Here is a 20,521-nt window from a genome sequence, read left to right as displayed (position 1 = left end):
AGAGTTGCCATCGGTTTGGTGTACCCGCGGGGCCTGGGCGCGGCCAACCAGCCCAGACCTGGATTCGGAGGATCTCCCCATGTCATCCCTTCTCGACGGCATCGATGTTGCAGGTTCGGGTGGTAGCTCCGGCGGAGGCGGCGGGGTCGATCCGAAGGTCATCAAGATCGGGATCGCCGCGGCCATCTTCGTCGTCGCGGGCGTCGTGATCGCCATGCAGCTGAACATCATCCCCTCGCCCTTCGGCAGCAGCGGGCCCAAGGACAGCAGCGGCAATACGGTGCGGTACGTGCCTCCGACCGAAGAAGAGAAGCGCGAAGAACTGCAACGCATCGAGGAGCAGCAGCAGAGCTACATCGAGCAGGGCTACGAGGTCGGCGGCTCGTAATCCGGGCCCTCTCGGTCGGCTAGTCGCCCTCTCCCGAGTCGTCCATATCGCCGAGTTGGCGGAAGCACGCCTCGTATCCCAGCAGCATGGCGAGGGCTCGCGTGCCCGCCTCTTCGCTCGCGATATCGTCGCCCAGTTCGAGCGGCGTTCGGAACGTAAACAGTAGATCCTCGGAGCGGAAGTGCTCGAAGGTCGGCGACGATCCGTCGTAGCCGAGTTCGACCATTTCCTCTTCCAGCAATTCTTCAAGCTTGTCGCCGGTGTGCATGAGGTCGGCCTCGATCGACTCGCTGAGCCAGCGGTTCGCCGTCACGAGCGACACCCATGGCCCGCCGTCCCATTCCAGCCGGTAGGTCGCCGGTTCGGCCGACGATCGAGCGTCGCAGGCGAGGCGGCCCGCTTCCTTCCGCACGTCCCCGAAGACGTCCGCCTCGCGGGCGCCCGCGGCGATGCGATCGAGCAGCGTCTCGAATCCGGCCGGCATGACCGACGACGTTCCCGGAGCCTGCATGAACCCTCCCTGATCGTTCGTTGCGGCCCGAGACCCGCGGGACCCACTCGGGCCGGTCGCCGGCGGCCTGCGCAGCCGCGAACGCTTGCACGAGATAGTACGCTCGACTCATCTCGGACCGTTCGCTATCCTCCCTCCTGCGCCGCCGTGGCGGCCGCGAGCCCAGGTGGCGGAATTGGCAGACGCGCTACCTTGAGGTGGTAGTCCCGGCAACGGGGTGGAGGTTCGAGTCCTCTCCTGGGCATTTCCGCGGACACGTTCGCGTGTTCGCTCTGGATTCCATCTGTGGATCGCAATCGGATCGCGAGCATTCTCTCGATCGCGCTTGCCTCACGACGGGTGTTCGCGCCTCGATGGGCCCGCCGCCGTGGCCGGACGTCGCGCGGATGGAACGCCCAAGGGCCGTCTTGGTGTGCATACGCCCGGCCTCTCGGCCACGGCGAGTTGCCATTCAGACGCACCGGCCAGCGGCCGATAGCTACTCCAAGACCCGCACCCTGCGGCGTATGCAATGCCGCGCGGGCCGACGGCCTGCGTGCCCCAGCGGCACCGGAGGTCCTGCACGAGACCAGGAAAGCCGCGGTGCAGGCCGCCACTCCGGAGCGCCGCAGCAAGCTGAGGAACGTTCCATGACGGTCGCCGCCGACACCATCACGCTCTCCGACGCCACCTTCGACCGGCTCGCACAGATCGCCTTCGATCGTTCCGGCGTCCGCGTCCGGGCCGACCACAGGAAGATGCTGGAGTCGGGGCTGTGGCCGCGGCTGGAAGAACTGGGGCTCGACGACTTCGACCAGTACGTTTCGCTGCTCTCGATGGGACCCTACCAGCACCAGGAATTCCAGGAGATGCTCGACCGCATCACCCCCCACGACGCCTCGTTCTTCCGCGGTGAGTCCCAGCTCGCGGTCGTCGAACAGGTCGTGCTGGCCGAGCTGCTCGAGGCCCGCCAGACAACGAGGCGCCTGCGGATCTGGTCGGCGGCCTGCGCTTCGGGCGCCGATGCCTACGCGCTGGCGATGATGGTGCACCGTTCGCTCGGCGCGAGTCTCTGGGACTGGCACGTCGAGATCCTCGGGACCGACATCTCCGAGCGCCGCCTCGAGATCGCCTTGGAGGGTTGCTATTCCGAAGAGGCGCTCCGCGGCACGCCCGAGGCGGCCAAGCAGCGGTACTTCGAGCGACACGGCAAGGGATGGCGGGTGCACGACGACATCCGCTCCCTGGTCAGTTTCAAGCCGCACACGCTCAAGGATGCGCTTGCGGCGCGGCGGCACGGCGTCTGGGACGCCATCATCTGCCGCGACGGGCTCGTGGACCTCGACCCGGATACCAGGGGCAAGGTGCTCGATCTGTTCCGTCGCCAGCTGGCCGACGACGGCACGCTCGTGCTCGGTCCGTCGGATGGCATCGGACCCGCGGACGGGCCCTTCGTCGCCCGGGCCGAGCCCGGCGGCTTCTGCTATCGCAAGGCGTAGCTCGCGCCGGGATCGTGGCTCCCAGACCATGCCGAGCAAGGTCGGCGGCCCGTCCGGCTTGGGCCGTGTCGATTCCGGACGCGAGGCAGGCATAAAGAAACCGGCCACGTCTGGCCGGCCTCACGGAGGGCAATGCGCCGCGGACGCCGCTGGGCGGACGGGCGCGATGGGCGTTCTTCGTCGCGTGGACGGGGGTCGGCCCGGACTAGTCCTGGGCCTCATCGCCCGCGGAGCGGGCCAGCATGCTGCGGAGGTAGCGGTTCTCGCGGCGGGTGGCCTCGAGATCGAAGACGAGGTACTTCACGCTCAGGCGGAGGTAGTCGAGCGATTCCTGCATCTCGCCGATGGCCTTCTTGACGCGATCGTGGCGAGACTTGGTCTGATCGGCGAGCTCTTGCAATCGGTCGCGCTCGCCCTCGGGCAGTTCGTTGATCTTGGTGAGCAAACTGCTAAGCCTCGCATGGAAGTCCTGGTCGTTCATGGCCTGCCTCCGGGTCTGTGCATGTCGGGGCCGCCCTGCCACGACCACCGCAAGAGCGGAGTACAACCCGTGCGCCCGGGGCGTGCCAGGATGCGCCGGGAGGACGGACGTCCCATAAAAGCGAGCCTCAGCAACGCCAGCGGGTCCGTTTGTGCGTTCTGGGCGGCGGCGGGCGGTCGGCGGCGTTCCGCGGGCGGTGGCGGATGTCGCCGGGCCTCAACGCCGGGCGTTGCGTCCCCGCAACACGTGCTGCGCCGCCTCGGGCATCGCGAGCGCCAGGCGGCGGAACTCGGCCTCGTCCTGCTGCTTCATCGAGCGGCCCAGCGTGCGGAGGTGCTCGGTGAGCAGCGGGCGGAAGCGGACGAAGGCGTTCTCGATGTCGTGCCGAGCAAGGGCCGACAGCGGATCGACTAGGCCGGTCTGGGAGGCGGCCCAGTCGATGAGCGAGCCGCCCTGGCCCGTGTAGCGGAACATCACGCCGGTCTCGCGGAAGCGGTCGGCCAGCGGCCGGAGCGGATCTCGGACGTGCTCGGGCAGTGCGCAGAGCTTCGCGTTGAGCGAGGCGGGGTCGAGGTCGATCGGGCCCGCCTCGTCGGCCGCCAGCGCCGGGCCCTCGACGACCTCCCGCACGCCGGCCCGGGCGAAGCGGATGCGGACCTTCCGCGTGGGCGCCCCATCGACGATGGTGGCGATGACCGACAGCACCTCGCCGTGGCCCCACTCGGGGCGGGTGTTGAGTCGGACGCGGTCGCCCTTCTTGACGCCGGTCGCCGCCGGCTCGGCATCAGGATCCACGCGGATCTCCGTCGGATTGGGTGAGTGGAGTGCGGGCGGGCTGAGTTTCGATGGTAGCGGCCCGCGGGCCTAGCATTACGATTGATTGTTGATCCCATCGTCCCCCGCGACGATGCCCGCGGCCCGCGTGCCCGGGTGTCGGCCATCGGAGCCCGCTACGCCCATGATCGAAGCCCTGAAGAGCAACGAGATCGCCAACAAGGTCGGGGGCCGCTTCAAGCTCACGGTGCTGATCCAGCGTCGGCTGGTCGAGCTGCTGGATGGTGCCCGCCCGCTAGTGGAGCGTGAGGGCCGCAGCGACCTCGAGCTCGTGATCGAGGAGATCCAGCAGGACAAGATCGCGCTGGGCTGGACGGAGGAGGACGCCGCGCCGGCGCTCGCCTCCGGCGGCGACGACGAGCCGCTGCTCTAGGGACCGATCTACGGGGATCGACCTACGGGGATTGATCCACGGGGACCGATCCATGCCGCCCATGGATACCACCGTCCGGGATCTGCAGGGCCGGCGGATGCTCGTCGGCGTCACCGGTGGCATCGCGGCCTTCAAGACCGCCGCCCTGGTCAGCACGCTCGCGCAGCGTGGAGCCGAGGTCACCGTCGCCATGACCGAGGCGGCGACGCGGTTCGTCTCCGCGCAGTCCTTCGCCGCCCTCGCCGGCCGGCCGGTCATCACCGACATCTGGTCCGATGCGACCGCGGCGGGCGGCGGCGAGGTCCGGCACATCGCGGTGGCGGACGCGATCGACGTGGCGCTCGTGGCGCCCTGCTCGATGGACTGCCTCGCGCGGCTGGCGACGGGCCGCGCCGACGATCCCGTCGCGCTCATCCTGGCGGCGACCGATCGTGCGCGTGTGCCGGTGCTGCTGTCGCCCTCGATGAACCGGGTGATGCTGGCCCAGCCCAGCACGCAGCGGAACATCGCACAGCTGCGGGGCGACGGCTTCGTGATCCTGGATGCCGAGAGCGGCTGGCAGGCCTGCCGCCACGTTGGCCCGGGTCGCATGCCCGAGCCCGAGACGCTGATGGCCGCAATCGACGAGGCAATTGCGCGGCGTCAGTAGACGACGAACGCTTCGTTCCGTGCGGCGGATGAGTCGCGGCGCGACGTCCGCGCTCAGCCGCCCGAGTCCCCGTCTGTCGACCCGGATTCGGCGCTGCCCGCGGGCGGCCGCGAGGCCCGCTCCACGGGCCCCACGTACGCGACGATGTCGCCGCGGCCCCGGTCCTCCTCGCGGAGTTCGTCGCTCCAGGCGTCGACCATGACGATGCTCAGTATGTCCGCGCCGCGTCGGCGGGCCTGCAGGTAGCTCCGCGTCGCGCCGTCGAACTCGACGTGGAAGCGGCCGACGACGAGCGCCACGGGCGCGTGCCTGTGCTCCAGGGCGGTCGCCACGCTGTCGGCCATCGTCGCGTCCCACACGAGCTGGGCCCGCAGGAAGTCGAGCGGTCCCGAGCCGCCGTGGCCCGCGTCCATGCCGCCCATGGCCTCGACGAAGCGATCTCGGTAGGCCTTGGGCCCGTCATCGGTCGGCGGCAGCACGAACATGGATCGCTGGGCTGGGCTCAGGCCTCGCAGCCGATCGAAGCCGTCGGTGCGGGCGAGGCGGACGTAGCGACGCGGCGCGTTGGCGGCGATCACCGGGTGGCCCCGCAGTTTGGCGAACTCCAGCATTTCCCGGTGGTCGTAGTCCGGCCGCTTGCCGGTCGCCCCGAGGAACTCGTCCTCCTCGATCATGCCGGCGAGGTAGTCATCGATGGCCAGCTGCTGGTCGCGCTCGAAGAACTCCAGCAGCAGCGCGGGCCGCCGACCCTCCTCGCGGTGCCCAAGCATGTCGCGCCAGATGGCGGCGGCTACAGGCAGCCCGACGGGGTGGCCGTGCAGTTCGCCGAAGAGCACCACGTCCGCCCGGTCGAGGCGTTCGGCGAGGTCGCCGGCGGCCACGGGCTCGCCGGTGCGTCCGTCCATGAGCCGGACTCGCGTGTATTGCTCGGTGAGGCTGGCCAGGACCGATTCGCTTCGGGGTTGGCGAGGCCCGGGGGAGCTTGCGCACCCCGACGCCACGATCGCCGCGAGAAGCACTATCAGAATCCTGGTCATCGTCATTCCTCGATGGCGTTGCGTGCCGGCGGCGCTCTATGCTCGCCGGCCTCGGACGGTCCGGGGCGGCGGGAGCGGCGAGCGTGGAGCACACAGCCTACCTCGGCTACGCCGCCGGCGTCTTCACGAGCCTGCTGTGGGCCCTGACGTCGATCTGCTTCGCCGCCGGCGGAAGGCGCATCGGGCCCACGCTGGTTAATGGGCTGCGGCTGTACGTGGCGATCGTGCTGCTGACCGGGGCGCTCTGGGCGAGCACCGGCAGCCCGCTGCCCGACGTCAACGACCGCATGGTGCTCCTGCTCGCGGCCTCGTCCATCGTGGGCATCGTCATCGGCGACCAGGCGCTGTTCACGGCCTTCGTGGACATCGGGCCCAGGCTCAGCCTGCTGATGATGGCCACCGCGCCCATCTGGGCGGCGCTCGCGGGCTGGCTGTTCCTCGACGAAACGCTCGGGGGGGCGGCGCTGGTGGGCATCGCGGTCACCATCGGTGGCGTGGCCTGGGTCATCCTGGAGCGGCCGCACACGAGGGTTGATGATCGGCCGCACCCCCACCGCGTACGGGGCATCGTGCTGGCGCTGGTCGGCGCGGTCTGCCAGGGCGGCGGGCTGCTGCTCAGCAAGGCGGGCATGGGCCACGGGTGGCTACCCGAGGACGAGCACCTGGGCACGCTGGCAGCCACGCAGGTCCGCATCGCCGTTGCGATCCTCTGCATGACGCCGGTGCTGTTCGCGCGCTGGCGGTTCACGGCCGGCAAGCCCGAGCACAAGATCCCCCGCCGGATCTTCTGGATCGGATTCGGGTTCACGGCGCTCGGAGCCCTGGTCGGGCCGTTCCTGGGCATGTGGATGTCGCTGGTGACGGCCGACCTGACCAGCGTGGGCGTGGCCCAGACGCTGTGCTCGCTGGCCCCCGTATTCGTGCTGCCGATGGTGCTGCTGCAGGGCGAGCGGGTGTCGCCCCGGGCGTTCGTGGGGGCCGTGGTGGCCATCGGCGGCGTGGCATTGCTGGTTTTTCTGCCCGGGGCCACCGGGCCGCGTGAGTCGGGACCGCCGGTGTCGCTCGGGGGGGCATGGCACCCGCAGCATCGCTGAACAGGCCGGCTACCTCTCGGGACGCAATCTCCGTGAAAACCCGCATGCCTCCCGCTTACAATGCAGCGACCCCGGCACCCGAGGATCGCGCCGCCATGCCCTCGAATCACGCACAGTCCGGCGAGTCTCAGCCCGGCGATGCGGGCCCGCGTCGTCCGCGGGCGGGCGATCCGCACGCCGACGCCGCCGAGGCCCTTCTCGCCCGGGCGCTGCGGGGCGACCGGGGCGCGCTGGTGGACGCTCTCGAGGGGCTGGCGGGTCCGCTGCGGGCGCGTCTGGACGCCCGCATCCCCGCGGTGCTGCGGACGACCATCGAGGCCGACGACGTGCTGCAGGTGACCTACATCGAGGTCGTCGGTCGCATCGGCCAGTTCCGCGAGGGCGGGGCCCGCGGCTTCCGCGCCTGGGTCACGCGGATCGCCGAGAACAACCTGCTGGACGCCATCCGCGCGGCGCAGGCCGCCAAGCGGCCGGACCCCGCGCGGCGGGCGCACGCGAGCCCGAATGCGAGCGACTCGGCGGTCACGCTCATCGAGCAGATCTCTGGGGCGAGCCGGACGACGCCGTCGCGGTTCGCGGCGCGGGACGAGGCCGTCGTGATGATGGAGCGGATGCTCTCGACGCTACCGGGGGACTACGCGCGGGTCATCCGCGAGTACGACCTGGCGGGCCGGCCCGTCGAGGAGGTCGCCCGGGCCATGGGTCGCTCGGTGGGCGCGGTGTACATGCTGCGGTCGAGGGCGCACGATCGGCTGCGCGAGGCGATGGGCGACGAGGGCAACTATTTCACGCGCACCGGCGGCTGATCGCAGCCGCGCCCGCAGTTCGCTCGCCGCGCACGGCACAATCCGCACGGAAGCCCAGCCATGGCCGACTCCGACAGCACCGCCGGCAGCAACGGCCCGGAGGGCAAGGGGCGCGATGGGTCCGACGCCGGCGGCAACGGCGAGCGGAAGCTGATCGAGGCCGCGCTGCAGGCCGCCGAACCGAAGAGTTCGTGGCCCGAGAACCCGAGGGCCTGGGCCGAAGGGCCACCGATGCCACCCGCGGGCGCGTTCCCGGGGTACGAGCTGGTCCGCGAGATCCACCGGGGCGGCCAGGGCGTGGTGTACCAGGCGGTGCAACTCGCCACGCGGCGGCGGGTGGCGATCAAGGTGATGCACAGCGGCCCGTTCATGGGCAGTTCGGGCCGGGCCCGCTTCGAGCGCGAGGTCCAGGTGCTCGGGCAGCTAGACCACCCCAACATCGTGCGGATCCACGACAGCGGCGTGACCGGCGACGGCTCGTGCTTCTACGTGATGGACTACATCAGCGGCAAGCCGCTCGATCGGCTCATCGCGGCCGGCAAGCTGCCCATCCGCGAGGGGCTGCAGCTGTTCGCGAAGATCTGCGACGCCGTCAACGCCGCGCACCTCAAGGGCGTGATCCACCGGGACCTCAAGCCCGCCAACGTCCGCATCGACGACAAGGGCGAGCCCATCGTGGTCGACTTCGGGCTGGCCAAGACGGCGGTGCCCGAGCTGGACGGCAAGGAGAGCCCGCGGCTGATGTCGATGACCGGACAGTTCATCGGCTCGCTCCCGTGGGCGAGCCCCGAGCAGGCCGAGGGCTCCCCCGCCGCCATCGACGTCCGCACGGACGTGTACTCGCTCGGCGTGATGCTGTACCAGCTGCTGACGGGCCGCTTCCCCTACGAGGTGGCCGGCAACATGCGGGACGTGCTGGACAACATCCTGAAGGCCGAGCCCGCGCGACCCAGCACCATCCGGCGGCAGATTAACGACGAGGTCGAGACCATCATCCTCAAGTCGCTGGCCAAGGACCGCGACCGGCGGTACCAGAGCGCGGGCGACCTGGGCCGGGACATCACCCGGTTCCTGCACGGCCAGCCCATCGAGGCCAAGCGGGACAGCGGGTGGTACGTCATCACCAAGACGCTGCGGCGATACCGCGTGCCGGTGGGGCTGGGTGTCGCGGCCGCGGTGGCGCTGGTCGTCTTCGCGATCACGATCACGGTGCTCTACGGCAAGGCCGAGGACGCCCGGGCCGATGCGGTGGCCGCGGGGCAGCGCGAGTCGGTGCAGCGGCAGCTCGCCGAGCGCCGCCGGGACCAGGCCTTCGAGCTGGCCCGCGTCATGCTCAACGACTACTGGGACTCGATCAACGCGCTCCGCGGCGCGACGCCCGCGAAGATCGCGCTGGGCGAGGCCGGCGTGGGCGTGCTGGACGAGCTCGACGCCGACGGCGATCCCGAGAACACGCTCGAGAAGCTGTTCATCGGCCGCGAGCGGCTGCGGGTGGGCAGCCTCTACACGGGCCGGCGGGGCATGCACCGCGTGGGCTCGCCCGAGCTTGGCATGGCGCTGTATCGCCGGGCGCTCGCGGATGCCGATGGCGTGCTGGCGACCGAGCCCGAGTCGGCCGAGGCGCTCGCGTTGCGCGCCGACGCGCTGGCATCGATCGGCCACGCCGAGCGGCTGCAGCGCGGCTACGCGGCATCGCAGGCAGCGCTCGACGACGCCGTGGCCGCGTACGACCGGCTGATCGATGCGGCGGGCGAGGACGCGGCGGCCTTGGGCTTCCGGCTCGACCGCGCCGACGCAATGTTCGAGATGGGCAACGCCTACCTCGAGCAATCGATGCGATCCGCCGACGGCGACCAGCGGCAGCGGGCCGCCGACCGGGCCGAGATGATCTTCGCGCGCACGCTGGACACCTACGACGGGCTCGAACCCGGCGACGATGAAGCCGCCGCCCCCCGCATCGCGCGGGGCCGGGCCCACGTGCTCGATCGCCAGGCTCGGATGCTCGGGCGGCGGGCCGCGACGCTCGCACGCGAGGACGGCCGCCGCGACGAAGCCGTGGCGCTGTTCGATCGTGCAATCGCCATGGCCGCCGGCGTCGCGGGCGAGATGCGGCAGATGGCCGAGCGCGATCCCGCCAGCGGCGTGTACGACCGCGAGTCGTGGGTCGCCATCGAGACCTGGGGCGACCTGCTCCGCCAGCAGGCGATGCTGGTGGCCGCGACGGACGAGACCGAATCCACCCGGCTGCGGCTGCGGGCCATCGAGGTGCTGGGCGGCGGCGCCGAGTCCGCGGGCCGGGCGGTGCTGGCCGACGAGTCCAACGTGCTGCACCTGAGGGCGCACGCCTTGCTGCTCAACAAGCTCGGGCGTGCGCTCGAAGATCTCGGGCGATACGCAGAGGCGCGCTCGACCTTCGACCAGTCGCTGGCCATCCGGCGGGACCTCGCGGCGACCGATCCCACCAACCAGCACCGCAGCGACGCCGTCGTCGGCTGGTATCGGCTCGGTGCCCTGCTCGAGAGCCAGGCAAGTGGCGCCGGGGGCGGCGGGCGGGGCCTGCTCGAGGAGGCGCTCGACGCGTACGAGCAGGCCGCAGGATTCGTGCAGCAGCAGATCGATGCAGGCGAGCCACCCGGCGACACCCACCAGGCGTTCATCGAGGGACAGATCGATCGGGTCCGCGGGCTGCTCTCGGACGGGTAAACCGGACGCATCCGGGCGGTTGTGCCGGCAATCGGGCGAGTTTGGCCTTGAGCGCCCCGGAGCGGCCGGGTACCTTAGCGGGCGGAGGAGCGCGGCCCGGCGGGCCGCCTGGGAGCCACGACAATGCAGATGTTGCAATCTCGTTTTCTTGTCGCGACGGCGTGCGCGGCGGGTCTGGGTGTCTCGTCCGCGGCCGCCCAGGTGATCGCCTCGTGGGACTCGCCCGGCGGCGGGGCCTGGGGTGCGGCGGACAACTGGGACGTCGGCGAAGTGCCGGGCGTGCTGGGCCAGGACGACCAGGCGACCATCGACCTGCGGGGCGGGGCCTACTCGATCGACCTCGACGTCACGGTCACCCTCGACACCTTCGTCTTCACCAGCGCCGACGCGACCATCGAGGGCGTGGGCGCCAACACCATCACCGTGCTCGACACGCTGGAGTTCGGCGATGGCACCGCGATGGCCATCGCCGACCTGCGGTCGCAGGGCACGCTGATCTTCACGGGCAGCCTGCTGGCCGACATCTGCGATACGCCCATGTGCACCATCGGCGGCGGCCGCAAGACCGGCACCGGTGACGTGTTCTTCGGCGGCAGCACGGTGTTCACGAACGGCGACGGCTCGCTGTTCACCATCGAGAGCAGCGGCGACTTCCTGGGCGACTCGACCGCGACGTTCCGCAACGAGGGCGTGCTCCGCAAGGAGTCGCCCGGCGTGACGCTCATCGACGAGGTGCTGTTCGAGAACCCCGGCACGCTCGCGGTGACCGACGGCACGCTGACGATCACCAATCCCGCGCTGCCCACGCCGGGCGTCCTGGGAACGGGCCGCTACGAGGTCTTTGGCGGCTCGACGCTCGACCTCAACGGCACGCCCCTCAGCGAGAGCGAGGCGGACGTGCAGCTGGACGGCGACGGCTCGTCGTTCCCGGACTTCGAATCGGTCACCGAGAATCGCGGCCGCTTCACCGCGTCCGGCTTCGCGACCTTTACGTTCGGCAGCCCCGATGGCCTGCTCAACGAGGGGCTGCTGGCCGCCGACGGTGCGGGCTCGCGCGTCGATGCCGTGGGCTCGATCAACAACGCCGGCGGCGTGGTCAGCGTGCTCAACGGCGGCGTGGTGTCGGCCGGGCTGGGCACGGGCATGCTGAGCCTCAACAACGGCGGCGAGCTGAACGGCTCGGGCACCGCCGAGGCGGCGATGGTGCTCAACTCGGGCGTGGTCAGCCCGGGCCAATCGCCGGGCCTGCTTCGCATCGAGAGCCCCAGCGGCACGGCCCTCTTCGAGCAGGACAACGAGGGCACGCTGATCTTCGACATCGAGGGCCGCCAGCCCATCTCGGATCACGACGTGCTGGAGGTCAACGGCGTCGCCAACATCTTCGGTGGCACGCTCATCGTGCGGTTCTCGCCCTTTACGGGCGAGCCGCCCATCATGCAGGGCGATGCCTTCGACGTGCTGCTCGCGCAGGTCGTGCAGGGCGAATTCGACGACATCGTCATCGAGGGGCTGGGCCAGGGCGCGGAGGTCGACGCGGTGTTCCTGGACGACCGCCTGCAGATCTTCGTCAACGCAGTCCCCTCGCCCGGCGTGCTCGCGGTGCTCGGGGCCGGCGGGCTGCTGGCCTCGCGGCGGCGGCGCTAGCCCCGCGATTCGGCCGACGCGAGCTCGGCGACCGCGTCGCGGACGGCCTCGGCGTGCCCGGGCACCTTGACCTTGCTCCACACCTGCGCGATCTTGCCCGCCGCGTCGATCAAGAAGGTCGTCCGCTCGATGCCCATGTAGGTCTTGCCGTACATGCTCTTCTCGACCCAGACGCCGTACTTCTGGGCGACCTCGGGGTCGGGCCGCTCGTCGGCATCGATGCGGTCGTCGGCCAGCAGCGGGTAGCTCAGGTCGTGCTTCTTCGCGAACTTCGCCTTGCTCTTGGTATCCAGGATGCTGATGCCGAGCACGGCGGCGTCCATCTCTTCGAACTCGGGCAGCAGATCGCGGAAGTCGCAGGCCTCGGTCGTGCAGCCCGAGGTGCCGTCCTTGGGGTAGAAGAAGAGCACGAGCGGCCGCCCGGCGTAGTCCTTCAGCGCGTGCTTGGTGTCGGACTGGTCGGCCAGCGTGAACGCGGGCGCCTTCTTGCCTGGATCGAGCATGCGTGAAGCTAGGCCGGCGCTCTCGCGCACGAAACGCGGTGGCTAGGAAAGCACCCAGTGGACGAGGGAGGCCGCCAGCGCGCCCCCCGCCGCCGCGGCGATGAGGATGCGGGCGGGCACGGAGAGCGTGTGGTCCTCGGCCGGCCGGGCCTCGCGCACGAGGGGCAGCCGGTCGGCCGTAGTGATGCCCAGCGGCGGCTCCCCGCAGCGGGCCGAGTCCTGCACGATGGCGATGATGAGGTTGGCGTCGAAGCGGCGGAGACCGAGCCGCTGGGCCTCTACCAGCAGCCGCTCGCGTCGCTCGGACGAGAGGATGGCCGCCCGGCCGCCCTCGAGTTGGACCGAGACTCGGCACGCGAGCACCCACCGCGCGTCCAGGGCATCGAGGGCCGAGGCCTCACGATTCGCCCGAGCGACCTCGATGGCGCGGGCGGCGGCGTCGCCGGCGGTATGCGGACCCGCACCGGCCCCGAACGCCGGGCGGAGGGACGCCTTCGGAGCACCGCCACTGCGTGGGCCCTGGGCGTTGCCAGCGCGCAACGATGTTGCGGACTCGCGACGCGGCGTGCCCGCAAGACGCAACGTCACCCGATCTCGCGGCTCGTCGGCCATGGCTCCGGGGCCTTGTGCAGACGGCGTGCCGCCGCTGGGCCAGCGGGGCGCCGGTCGGCTGATACACTCGGCGTCCATGCCGGCGGCTCCGACAACAAAACCCGACGCCGATGCGCCACCCGCCGCCGACACGACGCTCCCGGACCTCTACGTGGATGCGTCGCCCGCCGAGATCGTCGACACGCTCGAGCGGGCCGCGCGGCGGGGGGACCTGCCCGAGTTCCGGCGGGGTGGTCCGCACGACGCCCTGTTCATGGCCGGGGCGCTTGGCGCCCCGTTCGATCGCGATCTCGTGTCAACCGCGGCGGACGAGGGTCCGAAGACGCGGCTGCGCTTCCACCTGCGATGGCGGCTGCGGATGCCCGTCGTCTACGCGATCGTGATGATCGTGACGGTCGAGCCCGGGCGGTACCTGCTCGAGCAGATGATCCCAGGATCGTGGGGCTTGGGCTCGATCATGTGGTGGTACTACCCGCTCACGATCCTGCCGATCGCGCCTACGTGGTGGTGGATGCTCCGCCAGGCCCGGGCGACCACGCTCGAGGGCGCGAATCGATCGCACGAGGCGATCACGCGGGCGCTCGCCGCGGACCGCGGCTAGAAAGGGCTCGGAGTCGCCGGACACGGGCATGTGTCAGCATTCTGTACGGATCCGCATGCATCAAAGCATGGCCGGAGCCCCCAGCGACCGGAAATCCGGCTACCGAGCCTCCGATACAGTGGTGCCGCGGCGGACGGAACGCGCCGCATGTTCGCGAAGAGGAACATCCCGGCTCGCCGCCGACCATCGGCCGGAGCCACCCAGGAGAACCCCATGCCGATGCAAGGCCGATCGCCCAAGCTCTCGTTCGTTGCCAGTGCCACGGTCGCCGCGTGCGGGCTCGCCGCGTCGGCGTCGGCCCAATCGCTGCCGTCGTCGCTGGACTTCGTGCCCACGCAGGCCGCCGGCGCGATCGCGGTGGCCAATCTCGGCTCGGCGATGGCCGACCTCCAGGCGTTCGCGGGCGCGGCCCAACTGCCGCTCGGCGGCGGCGCCCTCGAGGCGGTCATGGGCGAGCTCGATGGGGATGCGATCAACGGCGATGGATCGGCGGCACTGTTCTTCCTGCCGGGCGAGCGGGAGCCGCAGGTCGTGCTGCTGATGCCCGTGGATGACTACGGCGCGTTCGTGGGCGCGCGCGGCGGCGTGGGCGCGGGGGTCGAGGAGATCGAATTTGCGGGTGAGGAGGTCTTCGTCCGCAGGGCGGGTAACGGCCACGCTGCGATCTCGGACGCCGGCGACCTGCTGGACGCGTGGGAGCCGGCCGGGGGCAACCTGGCGGCGCACGGGGCAGCGGCGGGTGCACGGGCCGCAGCAGCGGCGGGAGATGCCGACGTCATCATCGTCGGCAACCTCGCATCACTCACGGCCGAGTGGCGCGAGGGCTACGAGGGCGTCAAGCAGATGGCGGCGATGTTCGGCGGGCCCGAGGCGGCCCAGGGCTTCGCGGCCATCGACCCGATCGCCAGCGCCTTCCTCAACGACGCTGGTGCCGGCACGATCGCCATCGACTTCGAGGCCGACGGCGTCACCGCCCGCGTGCTCAGCCGATTCAAGGAGGGCTCGCTGCTCGCGAGCCTGTTCAACGGCGGCTCGAACACCGACGATCTGATGGCCCACCTGCCCAAGCAGGACTTCGGGCTGGCGCTGGCGTACGACACGTCGTCGCCGGCGTTCAAGTCGGTCGTGGGCCTGCTCGCGCAGGGCCTGCCGCAGGACAACGCCAACCTCCAGGCCGGGCTCGAGCTCATCAACAACTCGTCCGGCGCCGCGTTCGTCATGGGCGCACCAACGCCCCAGCAGCTCACCATCGGCGCGGGCATGTTCGTGGGCTCGGCGGCGTACTTCCGGGGCGATGATCCCGCGGCGCTGCGCGATAGCCTGGCGACCGCAACGCGGGCGGCCGACGGCCAGGTCCAGGAGCAGCAGGGCCTGGTGGTCACCACGACGGCCAGCTACACCGAGAACGCCCGGAAGATCGGCGACATCGATGTGGACGAATGGTCGACCATGTCGAGCTTCCAGCCCGCCGAGGGCGCGGGCCCCGAGGCCCTGCAGGCCGCTGCGCAGGCCCAGCAGGTCGTCGGGCTGATGTTCGGCCTCTCGGGACCGGGCGGGTACGTCGCCCAGACCGAGGATGGCATCGTGATGACGATGGCCCGCAACAGCGAGATGCTGTCGAGCGCCGTGGCATCGGCCAACGCCGGGGGCGGCCTGGCAAGCGACGCAGAGCTGCGGGCGATCTCGTCGAAGCTTCCGGGCAACCGGGCGCTGGAGCTCTACATCGACGCCGACCAGCTGCTCGGGGCCGCGCAGGCGTTCCTCGGGCCGGTCGATCCGATGCCGCCGATCGGCTTTGTCGCCGCCAGCGGCAGCGGCACGGCCGAGATCGCACTCCACCTGCCCCCGGCGGTGATCGCCAAGGGCGTCGAGCTGGGCACGCTCTTCGGCGCCATGGGGCCGCAGTTCGGCGGCGGCGGCCAGGACGACTCGATCGACTTCTGACCACGCCGCCCGCACAACCCGCCCGATGGGTGCTGGCTCACGGACGCGTGGTCGATCTCGATCGGCCGCGCGTCGTTGCCATCGTCAACGCGACGCCCGACAGCTTCTACGACGGCGGCGTGCTGCGATCGCTCGATGATGCGCTGAATCTGTGCGCGCGAGCGGTTGCCGACGGCGCCGCGATGCTCGATATCGGCGGCGAATCGACGCGACCGGGCGCGCACGCCGTCAACCCCGACGAGCAGATCCGCCGCGTGCGACCGATCGTCGAGGCGATCCGCTCGGCGGGCGATGCGGCGCTCGCGGACGTGCCCATTAGCGTGGACACGACGAGCGCGGCGGTGGCGCGCGCGTGCATCGAGGCGGGCGCAGATGCGGCGAACGACGTCTCGGGCGGCACCGCCGACCCGGCGATGTGCTCGACCGTCGCGGAACTCGGCGCCGGACTCGTGCTGATGCACCGCCGTGTGCGGCCGGAGCGCGATCGATTCTCGGACGCCTACGAACACGACCCCGCGTACGAGGGAGGCGTCGTGCGCATGGTGGCGGCGGCGCTGGATGAGTGTGCGGCCGACGCCATTACCGCGGGCGTGCCCCGCGGCAACATCGCCATCGATCCGGGGCTGGGCTTCGGCAAGTCGGTGGAGCAGAACATGGAACTGCTGACGGGCATCGCGGAGCTGGCCGGGCGGGGCTTCCCGGTGCTCGTCGGGGCCAGCCGCAAGAGCTTTGTGGGCCGCGTGTCGCTGGACCGCGAGAGCGATCCCGCTGAGCGGCTCGCGGGCTCGATCGCGGCAACGGTGCTGGCGGCGCGGGGCGGCGCCCTGCTGCACCGGGTGCATGACGCGGCCCCGCATGTGCAGGCCTTGCGGCTCTGCCGGGTCGCGGGGCGGGAATGAAATCGACCGCGGCGCGGTTCCCCGGGTTTGCGGTGCGGCGGGTTGCCGCCGTTGGAAGCGACAGGCGGCCGAGCTAGTATCCCGCGAGCCGCGCTCACGGGATGGGTTGAGGCTCGGCCGCGAGGTAGTGCATCAACCTAAGGAGTCGGCACGATGGCCAACGAGCACGTCCGCGAGTTCTCCGATGGCAACTTCGAGTCCGAGGTGCTCGGAAGCGACCAGCCCGTGCTGGTCGATTTCTGGGCCGAGTGGTGCATGCCCTGCCGGCTGCTGGCTCCCATCGTCGACCAGCTGGCCGAGGAGTTCGACGGCAAGGCCAAGATCGGCAAGCTCGATACCGACGCCAACCGCGAGGTTGCCGTCAAGTACGGCATCCACGCGATCCCGACGGTCATCTTGTTCAAGGACGGCGAACCGGTGGAGCGCTTCGTCGGGCTCAAGAGCCGCGACGAGCTGGCGGCGGCCATCGAGGGCGCCGTGGGTGCCGCCTGAGGCCGGCCTCCGCGCGATCCATCCGAGTGGCTGACCACGGCAACCAATCGCAGTCGTCCAACGGCCCCGTGCTCCGATGCGGGGCCGTTGGTGTTGGCCGCATGGGCCGCCACCACGCCCGCGTATATGCGCAGCTGCCCACAACCAAGCTCGTCGGCATCGTCGATCCCCATCCCGATCGCGCCGCCGACATCGCCGAGACCCACAACGCCGAGGTGTTCGAGTCGCTCGACGCGCTCATCGAGAAGGGCGTCGACGCGGTGTCCATCGCGGCCCCGACATCGGCGCACCGGGCGCTGGCCGAGCGGTGCATCGAGGCGGGCGTGCACTGCCTGATCGAGAAGCCCCTCGCCGGCACGGCCGAGGACGCCGACGCCATCCGCGACCTGGCGGAGAAGCGCGGCACGGTGCTGATGGTCGGCCACATCGAACGCTTCAATCCCATCATGCGGGCGATGCAGCGGGCGACCGCGGCCGACGAGTCGATCACGCCCCGCTTCATCGAGGTGCACCGCGTCAGCCCGATGACCTTCCGCTCGGTCGACATCGGCGTGGTCATGGACATGATGATCCACGACCTGGACGTGGTGCTGATGCTCATGGGCGGCGAGGAGCCCGACGACATCCAGGCCGCCGGCGTCGCGGTCGTCTCCGAGCACGAGGACATCTGCAACGCCCGCCTGACGTGGCGGCGGCCCACGGGCACGTGCGTGGCGAACATCACCGCAAGCCGGCTGGCGCTCAAGACCGAGCGGGTCACCCGGATCACCGGCGAGAACGCCTACATCAAGATGGACTACGCCGCCAAGGCGGGCGTCATCATCCGCCGCACCGCCAACGAGCTGCAGATGCAGGAGATTCGCCAGCAGCTGCGCGACGGCGTGGACCTCACCGACCTGAAGTGGGACGAACTGGTGAACGTGGAGAACCTAGAGATCGACAACGGCGAGCCCATCGTCATGGAGATCGAGGCCTTCCTCGACGCCGTCCGGACCGGCACGCCCCCGCCGATCGATGCCCGCGCGGGCTTCGCGAACGTGCGGACCGCCCAGCGGATCGTCGATTCGATCGCCGAGACGATGGGCGCCAGCCCGGCGTTGACGCCGTCGGGCGGATAGCGTCCGGTCGCATCGGCCCGGAGCTTCGCTAGACTTGCCGCACCGATCCACCCCGAGCGCCCCGCCGGCCGGTCCGGCGGCGGACGGATTCCACGCCATGTCCGATCAGACCGAGCAGCAGACGTCGACCGAGACGCCCGAGCACGCCGCACCCGCGAGCGAACCGCCTGCAACCGAGGCCCCGCCCAAGCCCGAGGATGCCGGTGGGCAGCAATCGACGGTCGCGCCCGCCGCGGCCGCAACGCAGCAGGCGGCCCCGGAGCTCGGTGCCGAACTCTCCGCGCAGATCGACGCGGCAATGGAGGCGTCGGCGCCGCCCGCGGCCCAACCCAAGATCCGCGGTCCGCGCGTCGTCGGCGGTGCGCCCGCGCGGGAGACGCGGACCGGCCGGGTCGTCAACGTGACCGACACGGACGTCTTCCTGGAGTTCGGCCCCAAGGACCTGGGCATCGTGCCGCGGGACCAATGGCGCGAGGGCGAGAACGTGCCACAGGTCGACCAGAGCCTCGAGGTGCTCGTCGATCGCTACGACGAGAAGGAGAACATCAACGTCTGCTCGCGGCCCGGCGCCATCCGCAAGGCGGTGTGGGACCAGCTGCGACCGGGCATGGTCATCGAAGCCACGTGCACGGGCACCAACAAGGGCGGGCTGGAGATGGAGCTCGCCGGCGGGCACCGGGCGTTCCTGCCCGCGAGCCAGGCCGCGCTCGAGCGGATCGAGGATCTGTCCACATTCGTGGGCCAGAAGCTCGAGTGCGAGGTGCAGCGGGTCGAACGCCGCGGCGGCGGCAACGTCGTGCTCTCGCGGCGCGCTGTCCTGGAGCGGGAGCGGGCCAAGGCCGCCGAAGCGCTCAAGGACACGCTCGCACCAGGCCAGAAGATCGAGGGGGTGGTGCGGCGCGTCGCGCCCTTCGGCGCCTTCGTCGACATCGGCGGCATCGACGGCCTCGTGCACGTGAGCGACCTGTCGCACAACCGCATCGGCCAGGGCGAGAACGCCGTCCGCAAGGTCGTCTCGGAGGGCCAGCGGGTCCGCGTCGAGGTGCTCAAGGTCGACTGGGACAACAACCGCATCTCGCTGGGCATGAAGCAGCTCGAGGCCGACCCGTTCTCCGAAGCCCAGGAGAAGGTCGAGGAGGGCGCGGAACTGTCGGGCCGGGTGACCAAGATCCTGGAGTTCGGCGCCTTCGTCGAGGTCGCGCCGGGCGTCGAGGGGCTCGTGCACATCTCGGAGCTGGACCACAAGCGGGTCCGCTCGGTCGGTGATGCTGTGAGCGTCGACGAGGTCGTCAAGGTCAAGGTGCTAGGCATCGACCACGGCAAGCGGCGGATCTCGCTGAGCATCAAGGCGCTCAAGGAGCCGCCCGCGGGCCAGCGGGGCCGGGGCGAGCGGGGGCCGTCGGCCGACGAGATCCTCAAGGAGACGCCCGCGCTGCGGCGGTTGCGCGAGAAATTCGGCGGCAACCTCAAGGGCGGCCTGGGCTAGGCGTCACGTTCGCATTGCGATCGAAAGCGATCGACCGGTGATCAGGACGTGGTGGCCGCCGATACGCCGGTGGAGCCGAAGCCACCCTCGCCACGGGCGGTCGCCTCGAGTTCGTCGACTTCCTCGACCTCGCACATCACGACCGGCGCGATCACGAGTTGCGCGATGCGGTCGCCGTGCTCGATGCGCTGTGGCCGCTCGGATAGATTGATGAGAGCCACGCGGAGCTCGCCGCGGTAGTCGGCGTCGATCGTGCCCGGCGAGTTGGGCAGCGTGATGCCCCGGGTGGTCGCCAGGCCCGAGCGGGGCCGCACCTGGCCCTCGCAGCCCCGCGGGATCGCCACGGCAAGGCCCGTGGGCACGACGACGATGGCCCGGGGTTCGATCACGATGGCGGGCGCATCCGCCGGCAGGCAGGCCGCGAGGTCGACCCCCGCGGCGTCCGCGGAGTGCCGACGCGGCACGGTCGCCCGGGCGTCGAGGGTGCGGACCCGGAGCGGCTCGCTCACCGGACGCGGCCGATCCAGGCCGAAGACTCCGGCCCGTGCTCCACGCGGGCGAGCCGGGCGGAGGCGTCGGCGATCTGCCGGTCGGTCGACTCGATCAGCCGCTCGAGCCTCGCGATGGCGCGCTCTAGGGACGAGTGCCCGGTCACGCTCTTGACCAGGTCGCTCGCCTCGATGGTCGCTAGGTTCTCTCGGCTGAGGCGCTGGGCCTCGCGGATCTCCTCGAAGCACGCCCGCGCCTGGGCGCGGTGCGCACGGAGCGAGCGGAGGATCTCGCCGGCGTCTGCGGCCTTCGAAAGGGTTGCTGGCATCGCTCTCCTTCGCTGTCTGGCGATCGCCGTCGGAAGGCGCCGGTGTGCACC

22 protein-coding genes and 1 tRNA gene are annotated in these 20,521 nt (G+C 70.8%); 15 read left to right on the top strand and 8 right to left on the bottom strand.

Features of this window, described 5'->3' with window-relative positions; all coding sequences use genetic code 11:
* The first annotated feature begins 79 nt into the window (after positions 1-79).
* On the top strand, positions 80-388 hold the full coding sequence (locus AAFX79_02170; GenBank protein MEO1007351.1) for a hypothetical protein: 309 nt from the start codon (positions 80-82) through the stop codon (positions 386-388).
* Positions 389-407: 19 nt separating this feature from the next.
* On the opposite strand, the gene AAFX79_02165 is transcribed toward AAFX79_02170, so the two are convergent.
* On the bottom strand, positions 408-899 hold the full coding sequence (locus tag AAFX79_02165) for a hypothetical protein (protein ID MEO1007350.1): 492 nt from the start codon (positions 897-899) through the stop codon (positions 408-410).
* Between the two features lie 160 nt (positions 900-1,059).
* On the opposite strand from AAFX79_02165, the gene AAFX79_02160 reads away from it, so the two are divergent.
* Together AAFX79_02160 and AAFX79_02155 are read left to right on the top strand one after the other, a co-directional pair.
* Positions 1,060-1,143 (top strand) — tRNA-Leu (locus AAFX79_02160).
* A 385-nt stretch (positions 1,144-1,528) separates the two neighbouring features.
* Positions 1,529-2,377 (top strand): protein-glutamate O-methyltransferase CheR, encoded by an 849-nt coding sequence (locus AAFX79_02155; protein ID MEO1007349.1) that lies wholly within the window; start codon positions 1,529-1,531, stop codon positions 2,375-2,377.
* Positions 2,378-2,582: 205 nt separating this feature from the next.
* On the opposite strand, the gene AAFX79_02150 is transcribed toward AAFX79_02155, so the two are convergent.
* Entirely contained in the window at positions 2,583-2,858 is a 276-nt protein-coding gene (locus AAFX79_02150; GenBank protein MEO1007348.1) for a transcriptional regulator, read from the bottom strand.
* Positions 2,859-3,074: 216 nt separating this feature from the next.
* Positions 3,075-3,653 (bottom strand): DUF3553 domain-containing protein, encoded by a 579-nt coding sequence (locus AAFX79_02145; GenBank protein MEO1007347.1) that lies wholly within the window; start codon positions 3,651-3,653, stop codon positions 3,075-3,077.
* A gap of 163 nt (positions 3,654-3,816) precedes the next feature.
* On the opposite strand from AAFX79_02145, the gene AAFX79_02140 reads away from it, so the two are divergent.
* Positions 3,817-4,065: a DNA-directed RNA polymerase subunit omega gene (locus tag AAFX79_02140; GenBank protein ID MEO1007346.1), complete on the top strand. Its 249-nt coding sequence runs from the start codon at positions 3,817-3,819 to the stop codon at positions 4,063-4,065.
* Positions 4,066-4,126: 61 nt separating this feature from the next.
* A complete protein-coding gene (locus AAFX79_02135) occupies positions 4,127-4,714 on the top strand; it encodes a flavoprotein (GenBank protein ID MEO1007345.1) in 588 nt (195 codons plus the stop codon).
* Between the two features lie 53 nt (positions 4,715-4,767).
* Here AAFX79_02135 and AAFX79_02130 read toward each other — a convergent pair whose 3' ends face one another.
* Complete coding sequence (locus AAFX79_02130) at positions 4,768-5,619, bottom strand: ChaN family lipoprotein (protein MEO1007344.1); 852 nt, start codon at positions 5,617-5,619, stop codon at positions 4,768-4,770.
* Positions 5,620-5,834: 215 nt separating this feature from the next.
* On the opposite strand from AAFX79_02130, the gene AAFX79_02125 reads away from it, so the two are divergent.
* The 4 genes from AAFX79_02125 (at position 5,835) to AAFX79_02110 (ending at position 11,998) form a co-directional block, all read left to right on the top strand.
* Positions 5,835-6,845 carry a DMT family transporter gene (locus tag AAFX79_02125; GenBank protein ID MEO1007343.1) on the top strand — a complete coding sequence of 337 codons (1,011 nt, stop codon included), beginning with the start codon at positions 5,835-5,837 and terminating at the stop codon, positions 6,843-6,845.
* Between the two features lie 95 nt (positions 6,846-6,940).
* On the top strand, positions 6,941-7,651 hold the full coding sequence (locus AAFX79_02120; protein MEO1007342.1) for an RNA polymerase sigma factor: 711 nt from the start codon (positions 6,941-6,943) through the stop codon (positions 7,649-7,651).
* Between the two features lie 60 nt (positions 7,652-7,711).
* Positions 7,712-10,354 (top strand): serine/threonine-protein kinase, encoded by a 2,643-nt coding sequence (locus AAFX79_02115; protein ID MEO1007341.1) that lies wholly within the window; start codon positions 7,712-7,714, stop codon positions 10,352-10,354.
* Positions 10,355-10,477: 123 nt separating this feature from the next.
* The gene (locus tag AAFX79_02110; protein ID MEO1007340.1) at positions 10,478-11,998 is read left to right on the top strand and encodes a hypothetical protein; all 1,521 of its coding nucleotides are present in this window, start codon (positions 10,478-10,480) and stop codon (positions 11,996-11,998) included.
* On the opposite strand, the gene AAFX79_02105 is transcribed toward AAFX79_02110, so the two are convergent.
* Together AAFX79_02105 and AAFX79_02100 are read right to left on the bottom strand one after the other, a co-directional pair.
* A complete protein-coding gene (locus tag AAFX79_02105; protein MEO1007339.1) occupies positions 11,995-12,501 on the bottom strand; it encodes a peroxiredoxin in 507 nt (168 codons plus the stop codon). The genes AAFX79_02110 and AAFX79_02105 overlap by 4 nt on opposite strands.
* Positions 12,502-12,543: 42 nt before the next feature.
* Positions 12,544-13,191: a hypothetical protein gene (locus tag AAFX79_02100; GenBank protein ID MEO1007338.1), complete on the bottom strand. Its 648-nt coding sequence runs from the start codon at positions 13,189-13,191 to the stop codon at positions 12,544-12,546.
* Between AAFX79_02100 and AAFX79_02095 the strand changes: the two genes are divergently transcribed.
* The 6 genes from AAFX79_02095 (at position 13,190) to AAFX79_02070 (ending at position 19,653) form a co-directional block, all read left to right on the top strand.
* On the top strand, positions 13,190-13,714 hold the full coding sequence (locus AAFX79_02095; protein MEO1007337.1) for a hypothetical protein: 525 nt from the start codon (positions 13,190-13,192) through the stop codon (positions 13,712-13,714). The two genes, AAFX79_02100 and AAFX79_02095, sit on opposite strands and share 2 nt — an antisense overlap.
* 213 nt (positions 13,715-13,927) lie before the next feature.
* Complete coding sequence (locus AAFX79_02090; GenBank protein MEO1007336.1) at positions 13,928-15,658, top strand: hypothetical protein; 1,731 nt, start codon at positions 13,928-13,930, stop codon at positions 15,656-15,658.
* A 29-nt stretch (positions 15,659-15,687) separates the two neighbouring features.
* The gene (gene folP / locus AAFX79_02085; GenBank protein ID MEO1007335.1) at positions 15,688-16,557 is read left to right on the top strand and encodes a dihydropteroate synthase; all 870 of its coding nucleotides are present in this window, start codon (positions 15,688-15,690) and stop codon (positions 16,555-16,557) included.
* Between the two features lie 153 nt (positions 16,558-16,710).
* Positions 16,711-17,049, top strand: coding sequence for a thioredoxin (gene trxA / locus AAFX79_02080; GenBank protein MEO1007334.1), 339 nt, complete (start codon positions 16,711-16,713; stop codon positions 17,047-17,049).
* A 26-nt stretch (positions 17,050-17,075) separates the two neighbouring features.
* Positions 17,076-18,167 carry a Gfo/Idh/MocA family oxidoreductase gene (locus AAFX79_02075; GenBank protein ID MEO1007333.1) on the top strand — a complete coding sequence of 364 codons (1,092 nt, stop codon included), beginning with the start codon at positions 17,076-17,078 and terminating at the stop codon, positions 18,165-18,167.
* A gap of 97 nt (positions 18,168-18,264) precedes the next feature.
* Positions 18,265-19,653: a S1 RNA-binding domain-containing protein gene (locus AAFX79_02070; protein MEO1007332.1), complete on the top strand. Its 1,389-nt coding sequence runs from the start codon at positions 18,265-18,267 to the stop codon at positions 19,651-19,653.
* A gap of 41 nt (positions 19,654-19,694) precedes the next feature.
* Here the strand turns inward: AAFX79_02070 and dut are convergent, their stop codons facing one another.
* Positions 19,695-20,162, bottom strand: coding sequence for a dUTP diphosphatase (gene dut, locus AAFX79_02065; protein ID MEO1007331.1), 468 nt, complete (start codon positions 20,160-20,162; stop codon positions 19,695-19,697).
* Positions 20,159-20,470: a hypothetical protein gene (locus tag AAFX79_02060; GenBank protein MEO1007330.1), complete on the bottom strand. Its 312-nt coding sequence runs from the start codon at positions 20,468-20,470 to the stop codon at positions 20,159-20,161. The genes dut and AAFX79_02060 overlap by 4 nt, the downstream gene beginning before the upstream one ends.
* Positions 20,471-20,521 lie beyond the last annotated feature (51 nt).

The sequence above is a fragment of the Planctomycetota bacterium genome, from assembly GCA_039819165.1.
GTDB lineage: Bacteria > Planctomycetota > Phycisphaerae > Phycisphaerales > UBA1924 > JAHCJI01.
Note: the sequence above shows the minus strand (reverse complement) of the source record. Positions and strands in the feature narration are given on the sequence as shown.